Origin of the sequence: Catenuloplanes atrovinosus, from assembly GCF_031458235.1 — a bacterium.
In the GTDB taxonomy this organism is placed as follows: Bacteria; Actinomycetota; Actinomycetes; order Mycobacteriales; family Micromonosporaceae; genus Catenuloplanes; species Catenuloplanes atrovinosus.
Map to the genome: position 1 here is coordinate 5268208 of NZ_JAVDYB010000001.1, position 24928 is coordinate 5293135.

A 24928-nucleotide genomic window follows, 5' to 3' on the forward strand; every position below is an offset into this window, starting at 1 on the left:
GGCACGGTGAGGGGCTGGAATCGGTGGCGTTGAGCGCGGACGAGATCCTGCGGCGGGACCTCTTCACGGCGGAGGGCTACGACCTCGACGTGGAGACCGGGACGGTCGCGTTGCGGTACGCGCTGACCGGGCCGGGGGTCGCGCCGCTGCGGTTCACCGAGACGGTCACGCTCCCGGTGCCGGAGACCGCGCCGGACGAGGACGCGGTCGCGCGCACCCACCGCGTGCTGGAGCTGCTGCTGATCGCGGCCGGCGTCTCCTACTACAAGGTGGCGGCGCCGCCCGCGATCGCGCTCCCGCACCGGCTCGGGCCGGCCGCGCGGGCGCTGGCCACCGCGATCTACACCAAGGGCATGGGCGAGTTCGCCTACCGCAACGCGCTGCCGCACGTGCTGACCGTGGAGATCCGCACGCCGGAGGGCGCGCCGGACGCCGTACCGGTGCACGCCCTCGATCTGGAGAACCGGCCGCTGTCCGCGGTCGGCGGCGGCAAGGACTCGATCGTCACGCTGGAGGCGCTGCGCGCGGCGGGCCGCGATCCGGTGCCGTTCTCGGTCAACCCGAACGGTGTGATCGAGGCGGTGAACCGGGCCTCCGGGCTGACCGCGCTCGCGGCGCGCCGGCGGATCGACCCGCTGCTGTTCGAGGTCAACAAGGCGGGCGCGCGCAACGGCCACGTGCCGGTCACGGCCGTGAACTCGCTGATCGCGGTGGCCTCCGCCGCGTTCAACGGCCTCGGCCCGGTGGTGATGTCCAACGAGCGGTCCGCCTCCGACCCGAACCTGGTCTGGCACGGCGTGGAGATCAACCACCAGTGGTCCAAGGGCGTGGAGGCCGAGGGGCTGCTCCGGGACGCGCTGGCCGAGCACGCGGGCCTGACCGACGCGTACTTCTCGCTGCTGCGCCGCCTCTCCGAGCTGCACATCGCCCGGCTGTACGCGGAGACCGACCGCTACGACGACGTGGTGACCAGCTGCAACCGCGCGTTCCTGCTGCACAACGCGACCACGCGCTGGTGCGGCGACTGCCCGAAGTGCCGCTTCGTGTTCCTGGCCATGGCGCCGTCGATGAACCGGGACCGGCTGCGCCGCATCTTCGGTACGGACCTGCTGGCCGACCAGGCGCAGATCCCGGGCTTTCTCGAGCTGCTCGGCGTGGACGCGCACAAGCCGTGGGAGTGCGTCGGCGAGGTGGAGGAGTGCGTGGTTGCGCTCGACCTGCTTCGCCGCGACCCGGAGTGGCAGGACGAGCCGGTGGTGAAGGCGCTGGCCGACGCGGTACCGGACAGCGCGTGGGAGACCGCGTCGCACTCGGACGTGTTCACGCCGGGCGGCGCCTCGTTCGTGCCGGGCAGCTACCCCCGGGTCGGCGAGTAGAGCCGGTCGAACGCGCCGGTCAGCGCGGGCGGGCCGTCCACGTAGACGTCCCAGTCCGTCCAGTCCGCGGCGCCGGCGACCACGTGCGCCAGGCTGCCGCCGAGGAACCGGCCCTGCGGCCCGGCCGCCACCACCACCTGCACCTGCGCGTCCAGGCACTCGGCCGCGACCGCGCGCAGCGGCTCCAGGCCGTAGATCTCCGCGACCGTGCGCACGCCCAGGTAGAGGCGCACGGCCCGGTGCTGCCGCCGCCAGGCCACCTCGGTCATCAGCGCCTTCATGGTGGCGAGGCCGGTGCCCTCCGCGATCAGCAGCAGGTCGCGGCCGGACTCACGGTCGAACGGCAGGTGGTCGACGGCCGGGTGCAGCCGGACCCGCTCCCCCGGCTCGGCCTCGCGCAGCAGCGCGGTGCCGGCGTAGTCGGTGGGGTGCGCCTCCACGTGCACCTCGATGGTGTGGTCCGGCGTGGCCGGGTTGCCGATCGGGTACGCGCCGGTGGCGCCGTCCGCCTCCAGCACCGCGCGCTGCCCGGCGCGGTGCGGGTACGGCAGGTAGGTGCGGATCCACAGGATGGACAGGTCGTCGCGCCAGTCCTGGCGGGCCACCACCGTGCCGAGCCAGGTCAGCGGCGCGTACCCGGCGTCCTCCTCGCCCTGCTGGAGCCACTGCGCGGCGAGCTTCCACGTCGACCGCCAGGCCACGTCGTGCTCGGGCCGCCAGGCGCCGGCCATGCTGGCGCGCAGCGCGTCCAGCATCGCCATGCCGAACGCGTCTATGTGCGCGCGCTGCACGCCGAACTCGCGCAGCACCGGGCCGAGCTGCCCGCAGCCGGCGGCCAGCACCTGCGGGTTGTCCAGGTTGTCGACCAGCCAGCCGAGCGCGTCGCGCAGTTGCCGCCGGTGCACCTCGCCGCTGGGCGGGAAGAGCGGGCGCAGCTCCGGGCGCGCGGTGAACAGGTGGTCGTCCAGCCGGTGCACGGCCTCGTCGACGGAACCGACCAGTTGCAGTGACTCGCGCAGCCGGGTCTGCAGCGCGTGCAGCGCGGACTCCTCGCCGGGCCGGAAGCCGTCGACCGGCGCGCCGGGGCCGGCCGCGGGGCGGTGCGGGCTGACCCGGATCGGCACCACCGCCTCCCAGGCGGCGTGGGGCAGGGACGGAGATCCGGGGGTACGGGGTGCGGTGCTCGCGGGGTAGGGGCAGGCGGGGGCCACGACGGGCGGGCCGGGGACGGTGGCGCCGGGGACCACGGGCGGCGTGGTGATCGGGACCGGCGGGGTGGTGGGGCCGGGAGTCGCGGGCGGGGCGGGGACCGGTGGTGGGCCGGGGATCGTGCCGTGGCCGGGGATAGCGGGCCGGGCGTGGCCGGGTGGATGCGGATGGGCGGGCTGTCCCGGGTGACCCGGAACCGGCTGGACCGGTTGACCCGGCTGGCCGGGCTGAGCCGGCTGGCCGGGCTGACCCGGCTGGCCGGGCTGAGCCGGCTGGCCGGGCTGACCCGGCTGGCCGGGCTGACCCGGCTGGCCGGCGCCCGGCCCGGGCGCCGGTGCGAACGGCACGGTGGCACCGGACGGGAGGCCGCCGGGCGTGGCCGGGGCCGTGGGTGCGCCCGCGCCGTACCGGCCCTGGGGTGCCGCGTTGCGCGGTGCCGCGGTGCCGCGCGGGAGGCCGAGCGCGCTCTGCTGCGTACCCGCCTGCTGGGTCGCGGTGTGCTGTGCCGCCTGCTGGGCCGCGCCGCCGCCGATCGGCGCCCAGGCCTGCGCGGCCGGCTGCGGCGCGCTCTGCCCGGCCGGTGGTGGCGCCGGGACGTTACCGTGTGCGTGCGGCAACTGCTCGACGACCTTGCCGACGCGCAGCGCGTGCAGCAGCGCCTGGAGGTCCCGGTGCCCCGCACCGCCAACGTGGGTCACCCTGTGCATTCTCCCGAACCCGAGCCGACTTCGGGTGTGATCTAGCCCGTTAGCACCCGGTTTGCACCGCTTACCCGGGGACAACGAGTCGGCCGAGTGTCGGTTACCTCCATGTAGTGTTGTCAGGTTCCGACAATTTGGGACCGTGTCCAGTGGCGGGTCCAACGGTTCCATACCGCCCGGTAACGACGAAGCTTGTTGACGGGGCCGATCGAGGGCCCCGCACCGTTGTGTACGCACTTTGGGAGGCTCGGTCGGTGTTCAACCGCATCGCCATCGTCAACCGCGGAGAGGCCGCCATGCGGCTCATCCACGCCGTCCGCGAACTGAACGCCGAGACGGGAACATCGCCGATCGAGACCGTCGCGCTCTACACCGACGGTGAGCGCGGTGCCACGTTCGTCCGCGAGGCCGACCGTGCGTACTGCCTCGGGCCCGCCTCCGCCCGGCCGTACCTGGACCACGCGGTGCTGGAGCGCGCGCTGGTCGCCACCGGCGCGGACGCGGCCTGGGTGGGCTGGGGCTTCGTGGCCGAGGACCCGGCGTTCGCGGAGCTGTGCGAGAAGATCGGCGTCACGTTCATCGGCCCGAGCGCGGACGCGATGCGCAAGCTCGGCGACAAGATCGGCGCGAAGCTGATCGCCGAGGAGGTCGGCGTCCCGGTCGCGCCGTGGAGCCGCGGCGAGGTGGCCAGCCTGGAGGCGGCCAAGGAGGCGGCGGCGGGCATCGGCTACCCGCTGATGCTGAAGGCGACCGCGGGCGGCGGCGGGCGCGGCATCCGCGTGGTCCGCAGCGACGAGGAGCTGACCGAGGCGTACGAGCGGACCAGCCTGGAGGCCGAGCGCGCGTTCGGCAGCGGCGTGGTGTTCCTGGAGCGCCTGGTCACCGGCGCGCGGCACATCGAGGTCCAGGTGATCGCGGACGGCCAGGGCAGCGCCTGGGCGCTCGGCGTGCGCGACTGCTCGGTGCAGCGCCGCAACCAGAAGGTGATCGAGGAGTCCTCCTCCGTGGTGCTCACCCGCGAGCAGGCGCGCGAGGTGAAGGCGTCGGCCGAGCGGCTGGCGCTGGCCGTGGACTACAAGGGCGCGGGCACGGTCGAGTTCCTGTACCACCCGGGCGAGAAGCTGTTCGCGTTCCTGGAGGTGAACACGCGGCTCCAGGTGGAGCACCCGATCACCGAGGAGACCACGGACTTCGACCTGGTCAAGGCGCAGATCCACGTGGCCTCGGGCGGGCGGCTGGGTGAGCTGATCCCGGCGGAGAAGGGACACGCGGTCGAGGCGCGGCTCAACGCGGAGGACCCGGACCGGGACTTCGCGCCGTCGCCGGGCCGGATCGTGCGGCTGGAGCTGCCGAGCGGGCCGGGCATCCGGGTGGACACCGGCGTCAGCGAGGGCGACGTCATCCCGGCCGACTTCGACTCCATGATCGCGAAGATCATCGCGTACGGGCGTACCCGGGACGAGGCCCTGGGCCGGCTGCGGCGGGCCGTCGCGGAGACCATGGTGATCATCGAGGGTGGCGCCACCAACAAGAGCTTCATCCTGGACCTGCTGGACGCGCCCGAGGTGATCGACGGCAGCGCGGACACCGGCTGGATCGACCGGGTGCGCGCGGAGGGCCGGCTGGTCTCCACCAAGCACTCCGGCATCGCGCTGGCCGCGGCCGCGATCGAGGCGTACGAGGACGAGGCGCAGGTGGAGCGCCAGCGGCTGCTCTCCACCGCGCACGGCGGGCGCCCGCAGGTGCAGCACAAGAGCGGCCGGCCGATCGACCTCAAGCTGCGCGGCGCGACGTACCGGGTGACCGTGGCCCAGACCGGGCCGCGCTGGTTCCGGGTCGGCATCGGCGACGCCGCCACCATCGACGTGGAGCTGGACCGCTACGACGAGCACACCGGCCGGATACTGGTCAACGGACGGCGCTTCCGCCTGGTCACCGACACGCACGGCCCGATCCACCTGGTCGAGGTGGAGGGCGTCACGCACCGGGTCAGCCGCGACGAGGGCGGCGTGCTGCGCTCCCCCGCGCCCGCGCTGGTGGTCGCCACGCCGCTCGCGGTCGGCGACGAGGTCGAGGCCGGCGCGCCGGTGCTGGTCCTGGAGAGCATGAAGATGGAGACCGTGCTGCGCGCGCCGTTCGCGGCCAAGCTGCGCGAGTGCCTGGTCTCGGTGGGAAGTCAGGTGGAGACCGGCGCGCCGCTGCTGCGCCTGGAGCCGGTCGGTGACGGCACCGCGCAGGACGCCGCGGAGACCGCCTCGGTCGACCTGGACCTGCCGGCGGAGGTGGACGGGCTGACCGCCGAGGAGCGGGTGGCGCACGGCATCGCCGACCTGCGCAGCCTGCTGCTCGGCTACGACGTGGACCCGCGCGACGAGCGCCGGGCGCTGGCCGCCTACCTGGCCGCGCGCGACGAACTGAGCCACCGGCCGCTGGAGGAGGAGGCCGGGCTGCTCCAGGTCTTCGCCGACCTGTCCGAGCTCAGCCGCAACCGGCCGGCCGGCGAGGAGGCGTCGGCGGACACCCGCGTGCACAGCTCGCGGGAGTACTTCCACGCGTACCTGCAGTCGCTGGACGTGGACCGGGCCGGGCTGTCCGACACGTTCCGCGGCCGGCTCGCCCGGGTGCTCGCGCACTACGGCGTCACCGACTTCGAGCGCACGCCGGAGCTGGAGGAGGCGGTCTTCCGGATCTTCCTGGCCCAGCAGCGCGCGTCCGCGGACGTCACCGTGATCGTCACGTTCCTGCGGCGCTGGCTGACCGAGCCGCTGCCCGGCGACGGGCTGCGCGAGCTGGTCAGTGGCGCGCTGGAGCACCTGATCGCGGCCACCCAGCTGCGCTTCCCGGTGGTCGGCGACCTGGCCCGCTCGATCGTGTTCCGCTGGGCCGCGCAGCCGATGCTGCGCCGCAAGCGCGCCGAGGTGTACGCGCAGGTCCGCAACCACCTGCGGGTCCTGGACCAGAACCCGGACGCGCCGGACCGCGGCGAGCGGATCGCGTCGATGGTGTCCTCGTCCGAGCCGCTGGTCCGGATTCTCGGGCAGCGCATCGGGCGGCCCGGCGTGGATCACGGCCCGATGCTGGAGGTGCTCAGCCGCCGGTACTACGGCAACCGGGGGGCTTCGGACGTCCGTACCGTCGAGGTCTCCGGGTTCTGCTTCTTCACCGCCGCCTATGAGCGGGACGACGCGCGGTTCCGCCTGGTGGCGACCGCGTCGGACTTCGGCTCGCTGCCGTCCGTGCTCGCCGCCGCGTCCGGGCTGGTGTCGGCGGACTCGGTCGCCGACGTCTACCTGACCTGGGCCGGGCAGCCGTCGCCGGACGAGATGGCGGACGCACTCGGCGCGGTGCTGGCCGAGTCCGGGCTGCTGGAGTCCGTGCAGCGGGTGACGTTCTCGGTGGCCGGGATCAGCGGTGGCGCGATGCACCACCACTTCACGTTCCGGGCGCCGATCGGCGAGGACCGGGTGATCCGCGGACTGCACCCGCTGATCGCGGAGCGGTTGCAGGTGCCGCGCTGGCGGAACTTCGACCTGACCCGGCTGCCCACCGCGGACGAGGACGTCTACCTGTTCCGCTGCGTGGCGCCGGAGAACCCGGCCGACGAGCGGCTGGCCGCGATGGCGCAGGTCCGCGACCTGACGCCGCTGCGCGACGGCGACGGCCGGATCGTGGCGCTGCCCGCGGTCGAGGGCGCGCTCGACGCCTGCCTGGACGCGATCCGCAAGGTGCAGGCGCAGCGCCCGGTCAAGAAGCGGTTCGACACCAACCGGATCACGCTGTACGTGTGGCCGCAGGTCGAGCTGAGCATGGAGGAGCTGAACGCGGTCGCCCAGCGGGTGCTGCCGGTCACCGCCGGCGCGGGCCTGGAGCAGGTCGAGTTCATCGGGCGGCAGCGCGACGCGGCCACCGGCGAGCCGGTCGAGATCGCGGTGCGGCTGGGCTTCGAGGCCGGCATGACGGTGTCGTTCACCACGCCGTCCACCGACCCGATCGAGCCGCTGGACGACTACCGCTCCAAGGTGATCTCGGCGCGGCGGCGCGGGACGACGTACCCGTACGAGCTGACCGCGCTACTCGGTTCCTTCGAGGAATATGACCTGGTCGGCTCCGTCCTCGAGCCGGTCGACCGGCCGCGCGGGCACAACACCGCCGGCATCGTGACCGGAGTGGTGACCACGCCCACCGAGCGGTACCCGGAGGGCGTCAAGCGCGTCGTGCTGCTCGGCGACCCGACCAAGGCGCTCGGCGCGCTGGCCGAGGCGGAGTGCGCGCGGGTGATCGCGGCGCTCGACCTGGCCACCTCGCTCGGGGTGCCGGTCGAGTGGTACGCGCTGTCCGCGGGCGCCCGGATCTCGATGACGTCCGGCACGGAGAACATGGACTGGGTGGCGGCCGCGCTCAAGCGGATCGTGGAGTTCACCCAGGCCGGCGGCGAGATCAACATCGTGGTCGCGGGCATCACGGTCGGCGCGCAGCCGTACTGGAACGCCGAGGCCACCATGCTCATGCAAACCCGCGGAATCCTGATCATGACGCCGGACTCGGCCATGGTGCTGACCGGCAAGCAGTCGCTGGACTTCTCCGGCGGCGTGTCGGCCGAGGACAACTTCGGCATCGGCGGCTACGACCGGGTGATGGGGCCGAACGGGCAGGCGCAGTACTGGGCGCCGGACCTGACGGCGGCGCGAGACCTGCTGATGACGTACTACGACCACTCGTACGTGCTGCCGGGCGAGTCCGGGCCACGGCGGGCGACCACGTCGGACCCGTTCGACCGGGACGTCTCGGACTACCCGCACTCGGTGCCGGACAGCGACTTCACCACGGTCGGGGAGATCTTCTCGGCGGAGAAGAACCCGGACCGGAAGAAGCCGTTCGACATCCGTACGGTGATGCGCGCGGTCTCCGACTCCGACCACGTGGTGCTGGAGCGGTGGGCCGGCATGGCCGACGCGGAGACCGCGGTGGTCCAGGACGTGCACCTGGGCGGCATCCCGGTCACGCTGCTCGGCATCGAGTCCCGCTCGGTGCCCCGCCGGGGCTTCCCGCCCACCGACGGCCCCGACACGTACACGGCCGGCACGCTCTTCCCACGCTCCGCGGCGAAGGCCGCCCGGGCGATCAACGCGGCCAGCGGCAACCGCCCGCTGGTGGTGCTCGCGAACCTGTCCGGCTTCGACGGCTCCCCCGAGTCGATGCGCCGCCTCCAACTGGAGTACGGCGCGGAGATCGGCCGCGCGATCGTCAACTTCGACGGCCCGATCGTGTTCTGCGTGATCTCCCGCTATCACGGCGGCGCGTTCGTGGTCTTCTCCAAGGCGCTCAACCCACGGATGACCGTGCTCGCCGTCGAGGGCTCGTTCGCCTCCGTGCTGGGCGGCGCCCCGGCCGCGGCCGTGGTCTTCTCCGGCGAGGTCAACGCGCGCACCGCGAAGGACGCGCGGGTGACCTCGCTGGAGACCCGGATCGCCGCCGCCTCCGGCACGGAACGGGCCGCGCTGGTCGCCGAGCTGGCCGAGACCCGATCATCGGTACGCGCGGAGAAGCTGGGCGAGGTCGCCGCCGAGTTCGACGGCATCCACAGCATCAAGCGCGCCGTCGAGGTCGGCTCCGTCGACGCGATCATCAAGGCCGCCGAGCTGCGCCCCCAGCTCATCGCCGCGATCGAGCGCGGCCTGAACAGCTAGCCGCGTAGTCCGTCAGGGGCCGGTCTCTCGCTGGAGAGACCGGCCCCGCGTCATTCATGCCGTACGCGGTGGGCTGCCGGGCGTCGTCGACGGTCACGGGAGCCGTCAACGCGCCACCGGCCGGGCTCTGCCACCGGAAAGCAGAAGGCCGGGGTGGACCGGTCTAGAAGGCGGTGATTGTTGCCAGTGTGATTCCGTGTGCGCAGATGGCGATGTGGAGGCCGGTCCATAGTGTGTGGAGGCGGAGGCGGTGCAGGAGGGGGAATGCGTTGTAGTGGTCGGTGCGGCTTTGGTTGAGGTTGGCGTCTTCGTCGAGGGTTCCCATGTCCTTGAGGGTGGTGGTGAGGGCGCGTGCTTGGCTGAGGTGGTAGGTGGCGCGTTCGTGGTATTTGGCGGAGATGACGGCGCCGTAGAGGCCGAGAATGGCGATGAGGGCGCCGAGCGCGGCGGTGGGTGGGGTGAATTTCTGCTGGACGATCAGGCCGGTGAGTGCGGCGACGATGACGAGGATGAAGTTGGTCATGGTGGCGCGCTGGTTTTCGCATTGACGTAGTTGCTGGCGGTGTTCGTTCCAGTAGGCCAGAACGGCGTCGGCGGAACTACTCACTGTCTGCTCCCCGGGGTGGCTCCGGTGGCTGCGTCGCTTGATGGCGGTGATCGTCGAGCCGGGTGAGGTTGGCGCGGATGGTGGTGGTCTGTGGGTGGTCGGGGCCGAGGGCGGCCAGGCTGATGGTCAGGGCCTGCTCGTATTGGGTGCGGGCCTCGTCCAGCCGGCCCAGCGCCTGCAACACACTGCCGAAGTTGTTGCGCCAGATGCCGATGTCGGGGTGGTTGGGGCCGAGGGCGGCCAGGCTGATCGTCAAGGCCTGTTCGTATTGGGTGTGGGCCTCGTCCAGCCGGCCCAGCGACTGCAACACGCTTCCGAGGTTGTTGCGCCGGATGCCGATGTCGGGGTGGTCGGGGCCGAGGGCGGCCAGGCTGATCGTCAGGGCCTGCTCGTACTGGGTGTGGGCCTCGTCCAGCCGACCCAGCGCCCGCAACACGCCGCCGAGGTTGCCGCGCCAGATACCGATGTCGGGGTGGTCGGGACCGAGGGCGGCCAGGCCGATCGTCAAGGCCTGCTCCAACTGGGTGTGGGCCTCGTCCAGCCGGCCCAGATCCTGCAACACGCTGCCGAGGTTGTTGCGCCGGATGCCGATGTCGGGGTGGTCGGGACCGAGGGCGGCCAGGCTGATCGTCAAGGCCTGCTCCAACTGGGTGTGGGCCTCGTCCAGCCGGCCCAGATCCTGCAACACGTTGCCGAGGTTGCTACGCCGGATGCCGATTTCGGGGTGGTCAGGGCCGAGGGCTGCCAGGCCGATGGTCAGGGCCTGCTCGTACTGGGTGTGGGCCTCGTCCAGCCGACCCAGAGCTCGTAATACGCGGCCGAGGCCGCCGCGCCAGATACCAATGTCCGGGTGGTCGGGGCCGAGGGCGGCCAGGCCGATCGCCAGGGCCTGCTCGAACTGGGTGTGGGCCTCGTCCAGTCGGCCCAGATCCTGCAACACGCGGCCGAGTTCGTCGTGGCGCCAGGCGGTGTCGGGGTGTTCAGGGCCGGATGCGGCGCTGGTGAGGTGCAGGGCGCGTCGGGCGAGTGGTTCGGCTTGCCGGTACTGACCCGACTCACGTAGATAGGCGGACGCGCGGTGCAGCAGGAAGCCTGCGTCGTCTTCGCCGACGTGTAGCCGTTCGGCGTGCTCGGCCACGGCCAGCACCTGTGGCAGCAGACGCTGGCAGTCATCCCAGCGCTCCACCTCCCAGCTGTCGTCCGGAAACAGCGCACGCACCAGCGTGGTCGCGACACCGGCCCAGCGGGCTTCCTCGGCCGGGTCGAGGCGGGCCTGGACGACGGTCTGAACGAGGCGGTGCATCTCGGTATGGGCCGGGGTCAGCTCGATCAGCGCGTACCGGCCCGCGGCCTCCAGCAGCCGGTTGTAGGCCAGCCGGTCCGACACCACCACACCAAGCTCCGGCGGCAACAGGTCCGGCGCCTCAGCGACCAAGCCCCGCGGAACCTGCGGCGCGAGAAACGCCAGCAGCGTCAGTAATTGCTCGGCCAGTGGCTGTGTCGTGTGGACCCGTTCCAGTGACAGTGACCACACCGTGGCCACCCGCCGCCTATCAGCGTCTCTCGGTGTACCCGCACCATGATCTGCCGGGGCTGGTGTGAAGATCTCCCGGGCATGGTCGCGGACCAGCCGGACGTAGACGGCCAGGTCTTCGCCGGTCTGTTCCAGATAGGCCGCGGCTTCCTCCACCGCCAGCGGCAGGTCCCCCACCAACTCCGCTAGTTCTGACAGCAGCCGTTCGTCGTCGTGCCGGGTCCGGGACCGCAGGAAAGCCACCGACTCCGCCCGCGACCACACACCCACCTGCACCGTGCGCGCCTTTCCCCGCCAGTCCGGCCAGCGGGAGGTCACCAGCACATGCCCGCCACCACCGGCCGGGATCAGACCGGCAAGCGACGACGGCTGCTCCGCGTTATCGAAGATCAGCAGCCACCGGTCCGAGCTTTGCAACCGGCCGAACACGGCCGCGACCACATCCGGATCGTCGACCGGCACGGTCAGTCCGAGCTCCCGGCCGAGCGCGGCCAGCTGCCCTGCCACGGTGGCGGGCTGTTCCGCGTCGATCCACCACATCACGTCGTAGTCACTGCGGAACCGGTACGCGTACTCGACCGCGAGGGTGGTCTTACCCACCCCACCCAGTCCATGCAACGCCCCCGACACCACCGCCGCCGGCCCCGGTGACCGTAACCCCTCATACACCTGCCGCACCACGCTCTCCCGGCCGGTGAACAACAGATTCCGCTGCGGCAGATTCGCCACCTCCGGCCCGGCACCGGGAAACCGCACCGGCCGCGGCACACCACCCCGCCCCGGATAAGGCGCCGACGCCGGCCGTGGCCGGTCGGTGTCCACCGCCGCCAGCAACTTCCGCCGCGCACCCACCTCACCGACCTCGGTCAGGTCCACATACACCCGGCTGGCCAGCAACCCTGGTGGCTCACACGGCTGCACCAGCACCGGGATCAGCACACCGAGTTCACCCGTCGGATCCCGCGCGAACGCCGCGCGCCACTCCGACTCGCCGAATTCCGACACCAGATACGCCGGCGACAACACCGCGATCGTCCGCTCCGCGTCCACAATCGCCGCCTGCATCTCATGCACGAAATCCCGGCCCGGCCGAAAATCCGCCGCCTGATACCGCGTCGAATACCCCGCCCCTTCAAGCTGCACCGAGATCCACGCAGCCCAACCGCGATTCTCACTCGCATAGCTGATGAAGAAATCCAGCCCCGACCGCTCTCCAGCCACCCCAAAGCCTCCCCGGCAACCAGCGAACGCCCATGCTACCGAGCCCACACCACCCACAGTGCACACAGAAAAGATCAACACACACGACAACACGAGAGAAGCGGAAGAACAGCCCAGCACGGCAATTCACCGTTTCGAAGATCGACGCCATAGCTGCCCGAGTCATGATCAGATATACGGATCTGCCGCAGACAAAGGCGACCGGCGTCCCAGCGTCATCACGGAATTGGCGTAGGAAGCCGCCGGGGCCGTGGAGGGTCGGGGCAGGCGGACGATCGAGGCGGGCACGCCGGTGGCGGCCAGGTCGCGCAGCACGCCTCCGGCGGCGCCGCGCGGGCCGGTACGGCAGCGGCGCCGCGTGGACGCGCTGACCGCGCGGCTGGCGGCGCAGGCCCGGGATCGCGGTGTTCACGACCGTGTGGGAGCGGTGGGCGGCGTCGGAGCGCTGATGCGGAACACGGTGGACCGAATGCACGGCGCCGGAGCGTGCCGCCGGTGGGGGGTGCCCTACCCGGCTTCCGGGGGGTAGCGGGAGTGACCGGGTGCCGGCCGGCTCGGCAGAGTCGGGGCATGTTGTCGATACGGATGAATGCCGCCGCACTGTGCGGCGTGGTGCTGGCGGGGTCGGTGGGCGTCGCCCCGGCGACGGCCGCGCCGGTCGGCTCGCTCGTCTCCGTCACGCCGGTCGTGACGATGGACGCGGCGCAGGCCGGCGCCTATCTGAGCGGGTACGGGCTGGACGCGTCACGCGTGCGGTACGGCGTGGACGCGAAGCGGATCGTGTACCGGACCGTCGACCCGGAGGGCGCGCCGACCACGGCGAGCGCGCTGGTGGTGCTGCCGCTCGCCGGCGACCGGGCACCGCGGCAGGTGGCGTGGCTGCACGGCACCACGGCGTACCGCGGATCGGTGGCGTCGGTCAGCGACGGCGGCGATCGCGCCGCGGCGGTGCTGTTCGCGTCCGCTGGCTATCTGACCACGGCGCCGGACTATCTCGGGCTGGGTGAGGGGCCGGGCACGCATCCGTACGCGCATCCGCCGTCGACCGTGACCGCATCGGCCGACGCGCTGCGCGCGGCGCGGCGGCTGGCCACCCGGCACGGGCTGCGGCCGGACCAGCGGGTGCTGGTCACCGGGCATTCGCAGGGCGGGCAGGCCACGATGGCGCTCGGCCAGGCGCTGCAGCGGGAGTCCGCGCTGGGCGCGCTGGCGCCGATCGCCGGCCCGATGCGGCCGAGCACGCTGATCGCGGACGCGCTGGACGGCCGGATCGCGCACGCGGTGGCGTACCTGGCGTACTGGACCGTGGCCTGGAACCGGCTCTACCAGCTGTACGACTCGCCGGCGGAGGCGTTCCGCGACCCGTCGGTCGAGGCGCTGTTCGACGGCGAGCACCGCAACGAGGAGGTGTTCGCCCAGCTGCCGGCGACGGTGTCCGAGCTGTTCACGGACGAGTACCTGGCCCGGCTGCGGCACCCGGACGGCGTGCTGCGCGACGCGCTGGCCGACGCGGACCGGTACTGCGACTGGCGTCCCCGCGTCCCGGTGCGCCTCTACGCCTCCAGCGGCGACCTCGACGTCCCGATCGCCAACTCGCACTACTGCCGCGACCGGCTCCGCTCCCCCGCCGCCGTCATCGACCTGGGCGCGACCGTCGACCACGGCCAGGCCTTCCAGCTCGCCCTGCCCCGCGTCCTCGCCGACTTCGACCGCACGGCGTACGCCGGCGGAGTGTGATCTCCCCATGGCCGGGCCGGTCTCGGTACGGACACCGGCCCGGCCGTCGTCCGGTCAGCGGTCGCGGATGGAGGGGAGGGCGAGGAGGGCGACGTGGAGGGAGAGGCAGGTGTCGACGGAGTCGAGGTCGGCCTGGAGGATGCGGGAGATGCGGGAGAGGCGTTCGTAGAAGGCGGGGCGCGACAGGTGGGCGGCGGAGGCGGCGGCCGACTTGTTGCGGCCGTTGTCCAGGTAGGCGCGCAGCGTGTCGAGCAGCTGGTCGCGGGGGTTTCCGGCGTCGTGGGCGAGCAGCGCGCCGAGTTCGCGTTCGACGAAGGTCTGCAGGCGGGGCTCGTCGCGCAGCAGGTGCAGCAGGCCGGCCAGGCCGACGTCGGGGAGGCGGAAGACGGGGACGTCGCGGCGGTCGTGGCGGGCGGCGTCGGCGACCTGGCGGGCCTCGGCCAGTGAGCGGCGGGCCTCGCGGAGCGTGGGGGCGCCGGTGCCGGCGGCGACGATGACCGCGGGGGCGTCGGCGCCGCGCGCGCGGTGCAGCGCGGCGGCGACGTCGGACAGCGCGCGCTCCTCGGCGGAGGCCGCGCGCAGGGCCAGCAGGGCACCGACCGTGGTGTCGTCGATGGCGCTGGTCAGGCCCGGGATCGCGGTCTCGCTCAGGGCGGTGCCGACCGCCTCCGCGAGGTCGCGCAGGCGGGCCTGGCCGGAGTCGGCGAGATCGGGGCGGGGGTCGCGGAAGCGGATGACCACGCCGACCAGGTGGCGGCGCTCCAGCGGGACGCCGAGCGCGCGGGCGCGCAGTGCGACCTCGTCGACCGGGCGGGCGTGGTCCAGCAGCGCGGTCAGCAGCGTGCGGTGGATCTGGCGTTCCAGGCCCTCGGCGTCCCGGCGGATCAGGCGGCCCAGCGCGAGCGTGGAGGCGGCCCGTTCCAGCAGGATGGCGAGGCGGGACGGGGGCGCGGCCGGGCCGGGCCAGCGCAGCAGCAGGCGGCCCCAGTCCTGGCCGCGCGCGCCGACCGTGGTGACCAGCCAGCCGGAGAGGTACGCGGTGCGGGAGGCGGGCTGGAGCCGGCGCGAGTGCTGCTCCCAGTCGTCGAGCAGCAGTTCCGGGCGGTCGCCGGCGGTGTCGTAGGCGAGCACCTGCCGGGACAGGTTCTCCAGCACCACCGGGCAGCCGGACAGCAGCGCGGCCTGGTGCACGACCTCGGACGGCTCGGCGCCCTCCACGGACAGCTCGGTGAAACGCTGGTGGATCTCCTCGGTGGCGCGCAGTTCGGTCAGCTGGGCGTCCACGATCAGCGCGTGCACGGCCTCGGTGATGCGGACGAACCGGACGGTGCGGCGCAGCTCGATCAGCGGCAGCCCGTGCCGGGACGCGGCCGCCACCATGGCGCGCGGCAGCGACGAGGCGAACCGGCCGCGGCCCAGCTCGATGACCAGCCCGGCGGCGCCGACCTCGGCGAGCGCGTCCACGAACGCGCGCAGCGCGTCGTCCGAGGGCGGCAGGCCGATGCCGGTGCTGAGCACGAGTTCGCCGCCGCGCAGCAGCGTGGCGATGTCCGGCACCTCGGCGACGTGCACCCACCGGACCGGCTGGTCGAGCGCGGACGCGCCGGCCAGCACGCGAGGAAGGCCGTGGCGGACCGGGTCCAGCGCCAGGATCTCGCTCACGGTGGGGAACACGCCGCAAGGCTACCCAGCTAAGGTCTGCTGGCTGAACAACCGAGAGGTGGGGCTAGGGATGGCCAGGGTTCTGATAACCGGCTCGTCGAGCGGGATCGGGCGGGCGGGGGCGAACGCGCTGGTCGCGCAGGGCCACGAGGTCGTGCTGCACGCGCGGAACGAGCGCCGGGCCGCGGAGGCCGGGCAGGCCGTGCCGGGCGCGCTCGGCATCGCGATCGGTGACCTGTCCTCGTTCGCCGCGACCCGGAAGCTGGCGGTTCAGGCGGCGGAGTTCGGCCCGTACGACACGATCGTGCTGAACGCGGGCGTGGGGCGGCTGCACGACCCGGATCGCGCGCTGTCCGAGGACGGCAACGAGCTGACGTTCCAGGTCAACACGCTCTCCGCGTACCTGCTGACGGCCCTTCTGCCCCGCCCGAAGCGGTTGGTCTTCACGTCGTCCGCGCTGGCCGGGCAGGGCGTGCTGGACCTGGACGACCCGAACTACGAGCGCCGGCCGTACCACGGGCGTGAGGCGTACTGCTCCACGAAGCTGCACCTGGTGCTGCTGGCGTTCGGCCTGGGCCGCCGCTGGCCGGAGGTGGAGAGCATCGCGTTCGATCCCGGGTTCGTGGCGACGCAGATGACGGTGCGCAACGGTGACGTGGCGCCGCTGGACGCGCAGCACGCGGGCGACCGGCTGGCCCGGGTGGCGGTCGCCGGCACCACGGCGGCCAACCGGTACGACACCGAGCGGGCGTGGCAGCCGGGCGCGGCCGAGCTCGACCCGGCGAGGCAGGACGGCCTGCTGCGCGTCTGCGCCACGCTGACCGGCGTCACGATCTAGGGGCGTGTCCGGCGGATCTTCGCCGGGCGTGGCACGCTTGGATCCGTGGGACGCCCACCACGCCTGCTCGGCGCCGGCCTGATCAAGCGGGAGGCCTGATGTCCGTCGCGGTCGCGGCGCCGCACCCGGCGGCGATCGACGCGGCCCCGCCGCACACGCTCTGCCCCACGAGCGCCACCACGCCGGACGGCGACGTGGTGGCGCTCGGCTGCCGGGGTGGCCGCTCCCAGCCCTGGATCCCGGCCCAGGTGGCACCGTTCGTGCTGGACTCGGAGGACCTCGCCGGGCTGCTCGCCCGGCCGCGCTGGATCATCGGCGGGCGCGAGATCGACCGGGACGTACCCACGCTGCCGCTGGAGCCGGGCACGCCGGGCGTGGACGCGCTCGTCCGTACCGCCGAGGGTTTGGATCTGGTCGTGGACGTCACGGCCGGGCCGCACGACGACGCCGGCCACGTGCGGGTGGCGCGGCTGACCGGCGGCGCGCTGGCCGCCGCCGGCGACCCGCGCGCGGACGGGCTGGCCGCCGTCCTTCCGGCGGGCGGGCCGCGATGAGCTGGCTCGACGCCGCGCTGCTGGTGGCGGCCGGGCTGGCGGCCGGTATCGTGAACGCGATCGCCGGCGGCGGGTCGCTGATCTCGTTCCCGACCATGGTGGCGATCGGCATCCCGCCGGTGTCGGCGAACGTGAGCAACTCGCTGTCGGTGGCGCCCGGGTACGCGTCCAGCGTGGTCGGCAGCCGCGCGGACCTGGCCGGGCAGGGCCGCCGCGTGCTGCGGATCGTGCCGACCGCGCTGGCCGGCGCCGCCTGCGGGTGCGCGCTGCTGCTGAACACGCCGCGCGACCTGTTCGACTACGTGGTGCCGTTCCTGGTGCTGGGCGCCACGATGACGCTGGCGTTCCAGGCGCGGCTGCGCGCGCTGGTCGGGCATCCGCGCGAGGTGTCGCCCGCGCGCGGCGTGGTCATGCTGCACACCGCGGTGTTCCTGTGCGCGGTCTACGGCGGCTACTTCAACGCCGCGCTGGGCGTGCTGCTGGTCGCCGGGCTGGCGCTGGTGCTGGACGAGACGCTGGCACGGGTGAGCGCGCTGAAGAACCTGCTCTCCGCCGTGGTGGGCGTGGTGACCGTGGCGGTCTACAGCGCGTTCGGCCCGGTCGACTGGGCCGCGGTGGCGGCGGTGGCGCCGGCCACCGTGGTCGGCGGCTACCTGGGCGCGCGGCTGGCCCGGCGGCTGCCGGCCGCGGTGCTGCGCGTGGTGATCGTGGTGTTCGGCACCGCGGTCGGCGTCTGGCTGCTGGTGCGCGCGCTGTTCCTCTCCTGAGCCCCGACGCGCGCCGTCGAGTACCGCTCCGGTTTCCGGTATCGCGGCTGCGAGAATGCGGAACCGTGCCAGCCGAGCAGATCACCTCGCCCGACGACGACCGGATCGCGGACTACCGCGCGCTCACCGACGTGGAGTTGCGCACCCGGTGGGAGCCGCCGAACGGCCTGTTCATCGCGGAGGGCGAACTGGTGATCCGGCGCGCCGCCCGGGCCGGCTACCGGCTGCGCAGCGTGCTCGTCGACGCCAAGCGCGTGGACCAGCTCGCCGATCTCCCCGGCGACGCCCCGTTCTACGCCGCCACCCCGCCGGTCCTGGAGTCGATCACCGGCTTCCACGTGCACCGCGGCGTCCTCGCCTCCTTCCACCGCAAGCCCCCGCTCACCGTCACCGACGTACTCACCGGCGCGCACCGGCGCCTCGCGGTGCTGGAGGGCCTCAACACGCACACCAACTTGGGCGCACTGTTCCGCAGCGCCGCCGCGTTCGGCATGGACGCGGTGGTGCTCTCCCCGGACTGCGCCGACCCGCTCTACCGCCGCGCCGTGCGGGTCAGCATGGGCGAGGTCTTCGCCATCCCCTACGCCAAGGCGGAGGACTGGCCGGGCGCGCTGGACGAGATCCGCGCCGCCGGCTTCACGCTGCTGGCCATGACGCCGGCGCCGGACGCCGTACCGCTGCAGGGCCTGTCACCCGCGCAGCGGGCCCGGCCCGCGGTGTTGCTCGGCGCGGAGGGGCCGGGCTTGACGCGGCGGGCGCTGGCGGCGGCGGACGCGCGGGTCGCGATCCCGATGCACCGCGGCGTCGACTCCCTCAACGTGGCGACGGCGGCGGCGGTGGCGTTCTGGGAGCTGTCCAGAGAGGACGAACTTTAGCCTTTCCCGCTTCCGGCGTGGCCGGGGTCCGCATGCTCCCGCGGGCACCGGTCGTCGCTGGCGCTCCTCCCTTCCGCTTCCGCGGGTGACCGGCCCACACCCCGCTGCGGCCGGCTCGCGTGACGGTCCACTGTCGAGAGACTTATCTCAAGATCACCGAGGGTTGCGGCGAAGACATCACGGAGTGACGCCGCCGAGTCGACCAATCCGAAAACCACCAACCAAACGGACAGATCGCGTCACCGAAATGCGGTGAATGGCGTGATGATCCGTCGCCTAGGCGACATCGATGCCGTTCTTGATTTCGCGACGGCCAACGGTAATATCTCCACGTTTTTGCTTGCAACGGGGAGGAAGATCCATATGCGATGGAAGGTTTCGGCCGGTGTCCTGGTGGCGCTGGCCTTCATGATTCCGGCGGCGCCGGCGACGGCTCACGCCGCGCAGCCGGGGCTCGACGCGGCCTGCCAGACGGTCGAGCGCGTGGTGTACAAGGATTTCCGCCAGATCGTCACCATTGATCTGGATGCCGCCACCGATGTGGACGTCCGGGTGCTGGCCAACCAGATCCTGGCCGAGGCGAAGACCGAGTCCCTGCCCGTCGTGTCCCGCGTCCTGCAGGAGCGGCTCGACGGCACGCCGGAAAGCCTGCGGCAGTTCCTCAAGACGGAGCTGCGGCAGGCCTGGACGACGGATCTGCGGATCTCGGTGGGCCGGTCGTTGACGGGCGCCGGCACCAACGTGAAGGCCGCCGGGCAGGACGTGCTCAACAAGGGCACCGTCGACGGCTACCTGGCGTACCTGAACGAGGGCCTGTACGCGGCGCGTGCGCTGGACTGCGCGTCGCAGCCGACCCCGACGCCGACCGCCACACCGACCGGCACGCCCAGCGCCACCCCCGGCGCCACGCCGGGCGGCACGGCGACCGCCGCACCGACCGCGACGTCCTCCGCCAGCCCGGTCGCCGGCGGCGAGGGTGGCGGCGGGCTGCCGGTGACCGGTGCCGACACCGGAACCGTGGCCGCGATCGGCGCGGCGATCCTGCTCCTCGGCGGCGTCGCCTACCTGATCGGACGCCGGCGCCGTTCCCGTTTCGTGGCATAGCCGCTCCACCCGCCCGGCTGGCCCCCTCGTCCAGCCGGGCGGAATCGGCACCGTGACCCCGGGGCGACCAGGGAGCACGCATGCCGGAGGCCGACTGGTCGCGGACGGGGGCGGCTACCCGACCGGGACCGGCGGACGGCGGCCCCGGCCTGGAGAGAGGACTTCGCCCGCTTCGCCCTCGGCTGGCGCCTCGATCGAGTCCCGGCTCCGCGACGAGATGACGCTCCCGGCCGGCGGCGGATCCGTATAACGGCTGGCGAGCCGGACGGCCGTGAGCCATCGTTGAGTCGTGATCACGGTTCAGCGGGTACGGGTCCGATGGAGCGCCGCCGCGCGGGGCGCCCCACACGCCGACCTCCGCCGGGGGCTGAGTGCCGCGGTGCCGCTGCCCGTCCTGCCGCCGGGGCACGAGGTAGCGGTTCACGACGTGGTCTACGACGAGGGCACCGGATATCGGCGCCATGACGACGTGCGCGGCGACGGCGCCGTGCAGGCCGTTGAGCTGGGCCTGTGGTTCACCACCGCGGGCACCACCGTGATCGTCGACCGGATACCCGGCGGCGCGGCGTTTCCCCGCGATCGTGGCAAGTCCCGCCTGTTCGCCCTCGCGCCGGGACAGGTGGGCCGCTACCGGGCCAACTTCCGGTTCACGTTCACCCGATGCTCTTGCGACCCGAGCTGGTTCTACGAGGACTGGCTGGTGCACGTCGGCAACGGCCCGCCCGGGCCCGGCTGGTTCGACCGCGGTGACCCGGACCACCACGCCGACCACCGCGTGCATCTCTACGGCGGAACCACCTCGCCGCGGAGCCGCGTCCGCCGCTAGGGCGTCTACAGGACGATCTCGTCATCGACCAGGATCGGGTGCGGCGAGGCGCACGGGGTTGGGCGGGCACCGCGGGACCGGTGCCCGCTCCGAGCATGCGGGCCGCACCACGCCGGGAACGGGACGATGAAGCGGATTACTGGCTTTCGCTCTTTTCCGGGCGGCGGCGCAGCAGCGCGGCCGAGAAGAAGAGGTAGACCGGGACGATCGCGCCGACCACGCCGATGATGGTGTCGGTCTGGTCGAGGCCGAGGATCAGCACCATCACCGCGATGCCGGCCACGCAGAGCAGGCCGACGCCGGCCGCGAGCAGCTGGCGGACGGACGGTGGGCGCTCGCGGAGCCAGCGGAGCAGGTAGTAGACGAACGTCTCGACCGCGATGATGCCGGCGGTGACGCCGATCGCGATCCAGTGCGCGGCGATCACGAGAGTTCCCGGTGCATCGCGTCGATGAACTCGCGTTCCACCGGCCGGCCGTCCCGGAGCGCCGGCAGCGCGTGCCGCACCATCACGTCGGCGAACGCGCGGTAGCCGGGGTGGATCGGGCGCAGCCGCGCGCCCTCGACCAGGTCGCGCAGCAGGCCGAGGTGCGGGACGGCGCGGACCACGCCGACGTTGTCGTCGTAGGCGCGGCGGTGCGTCGGCACGAAGCCGTGCATGGCCAGCACCTTCTGCGACTCCGGGCCGGTCAGGAACTCGATCAGGCGCCAGGCCTGGTCCCGGTGCGGGCCGCCGGCGACCAGCGCGAGGTTCTGCCCGCCGAGCATGCCCTGCGGCAGGGCCAGCACGTCCAGCTGGTCGGCGGGCGCCTTGTCGCGGCGGTACGCCTCCAGCGCGGGCCACGCGGTCGGCCAGTTCCGCAGGTAGTCCGCCTCTCCCTCGTTGAACCGGTCGGTGGCGGAGTCCTCGGTGTCGGCCGCGATCAGGCGCTCGGCGGTCAGCGAGTTGCGAATCGTGTTGAGCACGGTGCGCCAGCGGATCAGCGCCTCGTCCGGCGGGAGCTGGGAGAGCAGCCCGTCCTCCTCCCGGAGCAGGCCCGAGTCGAGCGTCGCGACCAGTTCCAGCACGTTGACCACGAAGGCCTCGTAGGAGGCGGAGTTCGCGGGGCTCAGCTGCATCAGCAGCGTCCCGGGATTGCGCTCGGTGAGGAATTCGGCGAGCCGCGGCTCGGTGGTCCCGCCCGGTCCGCGCCGGAACAGCACGCCGACGTCGGAGTTGAACGGCACGGCGTAGTCCCGGCCCTGCCACTGGCAGGTCTGCAGCGGCTTGGAGAGGTACGCCCGGTTGTGCGGGACGTCGATCGGCTCGATCAGGCCCTCCTCCGCGAACGCGGGCACGTCGATCACGTCCAGGTTGACGATGTCGACGGTGTGGTCGCGGGCCGCGTTCTGCAGCTCGACGCGCTGGTCGGAGGTGGACGACCCGTACGGCACGATGGCCGCCTGCGCCTCCGGGTGGGCCACGTTCCACTGCCGGATCAGCGTTTCGCGGCCGCCGGAGTCGTCGGAGCCGCTGCCGATGCGAAGCGTGATGGGTGGGCCGGGGGCGGAGAGCAGGTAGGTGGCGGACGCGGTGATCGATCCGCAGGTCAGCACGCCCACGAGGAAGGACCGGCGAGAGTACGGCTGCACCATGGACACCCCCGTCGCCACCTGCGTGAACGACCTTCGAGCATAGACCATCGCCACAACGTCAGCCGGGGAGCGCGCACCGTTCCCGGACGAAGCCGAACAGCGTGGCCCGCGCGCCGGCGGGCACGTCGATCAGGGTGTACACGGGCGGAGCGTCGCCGACAGCGAGCCAGGCGGGGAACTCGTACGGCTTCTTCACCTCGCCGACCGCGTGCGGGTCGCACCGGTTGGAGTCGATCGTGACGGGGAGGTCCACCGCACCCTGCGTGGCCGCGAGCGTGCGCGCGGACGAGGCCGGCGTCAGCGTGTAGAGCACGCTGCCCCGGACCTCCGTCATCGTGACCGGCGCGGTCCCGCCGGTGCGGGTCAGCCGGACCACCGCGTCCAGCGCGCCGTCCGGGCGGGCGCGCAGCCCGGCGAGCGTGGCGGTGGCGACCCGGGCCACCTCGGCCTGCTCGCAGTCCGCGCGCAGGAGCGAGGTTAACAGCTCACTGGGGTACGGCAGTGGCAGCGCGACCTCCCGCGTGCCGTCGCCGTCCCGCACGCCCAGCACGGCCGTGGCCGGCTCCGCGGTCAGCGTGGCCGCGGGCCCGGTGCAGACGCCGTGGCCGTAGCCGACGCGGATGTCCGTGCGCACGTCGCCGGTCCGCACCAGCGTGTCCGTGTCGATCGGCCCGGTGCCGGCGAACGACCGCGACCACAGCTCCGCGCGGACCACCTGGACCGGCGCGTCGCCGCGGTTGCTGAGCTGGATCTTGACGGTGCGCAGCGCCTGGTCGGTGCGGTACTGCACCAGGTCCGCGCCGAGCGGCACCGGCGGCCTCCTCGTGACGACCGCGGCCACCACCACGGACGCGGACGCGATCGCCACGAGGGACGCGACACCGATCAGGACAGCTCTCCACCGCACGGGCGCTAAGCCTTCTCCACCCGCGACGGCTCGTACAGGCCGGTCACCGCGGACGCGGGTGCCGGTGCGGACGCGGGCAGGCCCTTCGGCGCGCCGGGGTCGGCCGGCGCGCTGACCTCGGCCTCGGCGGCCTTGGCGGCGTCCGCGACCTCGCGGGCGGCCGCGGCGGCCTCCTCGGCGGCGCGGGCCGCCTCCTCCTCCACGTCGGTCGCGACGTTGGTCGCGGCCGGCGCGTCGTCGGCGGTGCCGGCCAGGCCGCCGAGCGCGCCGCTGAGCCCTTCCAGGGCCTTGGTCAGCTCGGCCGGGACCACCCACACCTTGTTGGCCGAGCCCTGCGCGATCTGCGGCAGCGCCTGAAGGTACTGGTAGGCCAGCACCTTCTGGCTCGGGTTCGCGGTGTGGATGGCGTCGAAGACCGTGCGGATCGCCTTGGCCTGGCCCTCGGCCTGGAGGATGCGGGCCTGCCGGTCACCGTCGGCGCGGAGTACCGCGGCCTGCTTCTCGCCCTCGGCCGTGAGAATCTGCGCCTGCTTGTGACCCTCCGCGTTCAGGATCGCGGCGCGGCGGTCCCGCTCCGCGCGCATCTGCTTCTCCATCGAGTCGCGGATGCTGACCGGCGGCTCGATCGCCTTGATCTCCACGCGGGTGACCTTGATGCCCCACCGGCCGGACGCCTCGTCCAGCACGCCGGAGAGGTGCCGGTTGATCTCCTCGCGGCTGGTCAGCGCGCGCTCCAGGTCGAACGAGCCGATCACGTTGCGCAGCGTGGTGACGGTGAGCTGCTCGATCGCCTGAAGGAAGTTCGCGATCTGGTACGTCGCGTCCGCCGAATTGATCACCCGGAAGTAGAGCACGGTGTCGATCGAGACGCTCAGGTTGTCCGACGTGATCATTCCCTGCGGCGGGAAGCTGACCACCTGCTCACGCACGTCCACCTTGGTCCGGACCTGATCGATGAACGGCACCAGCAGATTGAGTCCGGGCGTCAGGGTCCGCTGGTATTTCCCGAGACGCTCCACGATGTATTCGCGCTGCTGCGGCACGATCTTCAGCGCCGAGGCGAGCGTGACCACCACGATGAGGGCGATGGCGCCGACGAGCACGCCGATGATTGTTTCCATCTATTCCTCCAACTCCGCCCGCGCGGCCGGCCCGATTCCCTCGCGCCAGACGTAGACGGTCGCTCCCCGAACCTTGATCACTCGAACGCGCTCGCCGGCCTCGTACGACTCGGTGTCGTCGAACGGCCGCGCGCTCCACAGCTCGCCACCGATCTTGACCTGCCCGTGCTCGCCGTCGACCCGCTCCAGCACCGTGGCGGTCTCGCCCTCCAGGCTGTGCGCGCTGAAGTGGTGCGGGTCGTCGCCGGACTCGGCGGTCAGCCGGTGCTTGCGGATCACCGGCCAGAACGCGGCCATCGTGGCGGCGGAGACCCCGGCGAACACGGCGAGCTGCACGGCCACACCGAATCCGAGCGCGGCGGCGCCGGCCGCGGCGAACGCGCCGGCCGCGAACATGACGAGGAACAGCGTGGCCGTGAAGATCTCGGCGACGGCCAGAACGGCGCCGAGCGCGATCCACAGAATGGGCTCCACGAATCGATCGTGTCACGCCCGCGCACGTACCGCGAATGCTCGGGATCTTGATTGATTCATCGATTCTCCGCACGGCCCGCGCGGCAACGTCCC

General features: G+C 72.8%; 18 protein-coding genes. 9 read left to right on the forward strand and 9 right to left on the reverse strand.

Translation table 11 applies throughout. The features are described 5' to 3' along the window. The first annotated feature begins 29 nt into the window (after nucleotides 1-29). Complete coding sequence (locus J2S41_RS23360) at nucleotides 30-1376, forward strand: MurL-like N-terminal domain-containing (RefSeq protein ID WP_374728267.1); 1347 nt, start codon at nucleotides 30-32, stop codon at nucleotides 1374-1376. Here the strand turns inward: J2S41_RS23360 and J2S41_RS23365 are convergent. Beyond that, complete coding sequence (locus tag J2S41_RS23365; RefSeq protein ID WP_310370491.1) at nucleotides 1355-3283, reverse strand: globin domain-containing protein; 1929 nt, start codon at nucleotides 3281-3283, stop codon at nucleotides 1355-1357. The two genes, J2S41_RS23360 and J2S41_RS23365, sit on opposite strands and share 22 nt — an antisense overlap. 257 nt (nucleotides 3284-3540) lie before the next feature. Between J2S41_RS23365 and J2S41_RS23370 the strand changes: the two genes are divergently transcribed. After that, nucleotides 3541-8973: an ATP-binding protein gene (locus J2S41_RS23370; protein ID WP_310370493.1), complete on the forward strand. Its 5433-nt coding sequence runs from the start codon at nucleotides 3541-3543 to the stop codon at nucleotides 8971-8973. A gap of 163 nt (nucleotides 8974-9136) precedes the next feature. Here J2S41_RS23370 and J2S41_RS23375 read toward each other — a convergent pair whose 3' ends face one another. Both J2S41_RS23375 and fxsT read right to left on the reverse strand, forming a co-directional pair. Beyond that, nucleotides 9137-9580 carry a hypothetical protein gene (locus J2S41_RS23375; RefSeq protein WP_310370495.1) on the reverse strand — a complete coding sequence of 148 codons (444 nt, stop codon included), beginning with the start codon at nucleotides 9578-9580 and terminating at the stop codon, nucleotides 9137-9139. Next, the gene (gene fxsT / locus J2S41_RS23380; protein WP_310370497.1) at nucleotides 9573-12335 is read right to left on the reverse strand and encodes an FxSxx-COOH system tetratricopeptide repeat protein; all 2763 of its coding nucleotides are present in this window, start codon (nucleotides 12333-12335) and stop codon (nucleotides 9573-9575) included. The genes J2S41_RS23375 and fxsT overlap by 8 nt, the downstream gene beginning before the upstream one ends. Before the next feature lie 570 nt (nucleotides 12336-12905). On the opposite strand from fxsT, the gene J2S41_RS23385 reads away from it, so the two are divergent. Then, nucleotides 12906-14072 (forward strand): alpha/beta hydrolase, encoded by a 1167-nt coding sequence (locus tag J2S41_RS23385; protein ID WP_310370499.1) that lies wholly within the window; start codon nucleotides 12906-12908, stop codon nucleotides 14070-14072. A 54-nt stretch (nucleotides 14073-14126) separates the two neighbouring features. Here the strand turns inward: J2S41_RS23385 and J2S41_RS23390 are convergent, their stop codons facing one another. Next, complete coding sequence (locus J2S41_RS23390) at nucleotides 14127-15746, reverse strand: PucR family transcriptional regulator (RefSeq protein ID WP_310370501.1); 1620 nt, start codon at nucleotides 15744-15746, stop codon at nucleotides 14127-14129. Nucleotides 15747-15804: 58 nt separating this feature from the next. Between J2S41_RS23390 and J2S41_RS23395 the strand changes: the two genes are divergently transcribed. From J2S41_RS23395 to J2S41_RS23420, 6 genes are all read left to right on the forward strand, one after another. Further along, nucleotides 15805-16572, forward strand: coding sequence for an SDR family NAD(P)-dependent oxidoreductase (locus J2S41_RS23395; RefSeq protein ID WP_310370504.1), 768 nt, complete (start codon nucleotides 15805-15807; stop codon nucleotides 16570-16572). Nucleotides 16573-16670: 98 nt separating this feature from the next. Then, the gene (locus J2S41_RS23400; RefSeq protein ID WP_310370506.1) at nucleotides 16671-17126 is read left to right on the forward strand and encodes a hypothetical protein; all 456 of its coding nucleotides are present in this window, start codon (nucleotides 16671-16673) and stop codon (nucleotides 17124-17126) included. After that, nucleotides 17123-17893, forward strand: coding sequence for a sulfite exporter TauE/SafE family protein (locus tag J2S41_RS23405; RefSeq protein ID WP_310370508.1), 771 nt, complete (start codon nucleotides 17123-17125; stop codon nucleotides 17891-17893). The genes J2S41_RS23400 and J2S41_RS23405 overlap by 4 nt, the downstream gene beginning before the upstream one ends. Before the next feature lie 65 nt (nucleotides 17894-17958). Further along, nucleotides 17959-18768 (forward strand): TrmH family RNA methyltransferase, encoded by an 810-nt coding sequence (locus tag J2S41_RS23410; RefSeq protein WP_310370511.1) that lies wholly within the window; start codon nucleotides 17959-17961, stop codon nucleotides 18766-18768. Nucleotides 18769-19131: 363 nt separating this feature from the next. After that, nucleotides 19132-19872: an LPXTG cell wall anchor domain-containing protein gene (locus J2S41_RS23415; protein ID WP_310376472.1), complete on the forward strand. Its 741-nt coding sequence runs from the start codon at nucleotides 19132-19134 to the stop codon at nucleotides 19870-19872. A 289-nt stretch (nucleotides 19873-20161) separates the two neighbouring features. Continuing rightward, complete coding sequence (locus J2S41_RS23420) at nucleotides 20162-20698, forward strand: hypothetical protein (RefSeq protein WP_310370513.1); 537 nt, start codon at nucleotides 20162-20164, stop codon at nucleotides 20696-20698. 136 nt (nucleotides 20699-20834) lie between these two features. Here the strand turns inward: J2S41_RS23420 and J2S41_RS23425 are convergent, their stop codons facing one another. Genes J2S41_RS23425 through J2S41_RS23445 form a run of 5 tightly spaced genes read right to left on the reverse strand, consistent with a single transcriptional unit; the run spans nucleotide 20835 to nucleotide 24835 of the window. Next, nucleotides 20835-21125 (reverse strand): hypothetical protein, encoded by a 291-nt coding sequence (locus J2S41_RS23425; RefSeq protein WP_310370515.1) that lies wholly within the window; start codon nucleotides 21123-21125, stop codon nucleotides 20835-20837. Next, on the reverse strand, nucleotides 21122-22333 hold the full coding sequence (locus J2S41_RS23430; RefSeq protein WP_310370516.1) for an extracellular solute-binding protein: 1212 nt from the start codon (nucleotides 22331-22333) through the stop codon (nucleotides 21122-21124). The genes J2S41_RS23425 and J2S41_RS23430 overlap by 4 nt, the downstream gene beginning before the upstream one ends. Before the next feature lie 58 nt (nucleotides 22334-22391). Beyond that, complete coding sequence (locus tag J2S41_RS23435) at nucleotides 22392-23240, reverse strand: hypothetical protein (RefSeq protein ID WP_310370519.1); 849 nt, start codon at nucleotides 23238-23240, stop codon at nucleotides 22392-22394. Nucleotides 23241-23245: 5 nt separating this feature from the next. Further along, the gene (locus J2S41_RS23440; protein WP_310370521.1) at nucleotides 23246-24361 is read right to left on the reverse strand and encodes an SPFH domain-containing protein; all 1116 of its coding nucleotides are present in this window, start codon (nucleotides 24359-24361) and stop codon (nucleotides 23246-23248) included. Next, a complete protein-coding gene (locus J2S41_RS23445; protein WP_310370522.1) occupies nucleotides 24362-24835 on the reverse strand; it encodes an NfeD family protein in 474 nt (157 codons plus the stop codon). Between the last annotated feature and the right edge of the window lie 93 nt (nucleotides 24836-24928).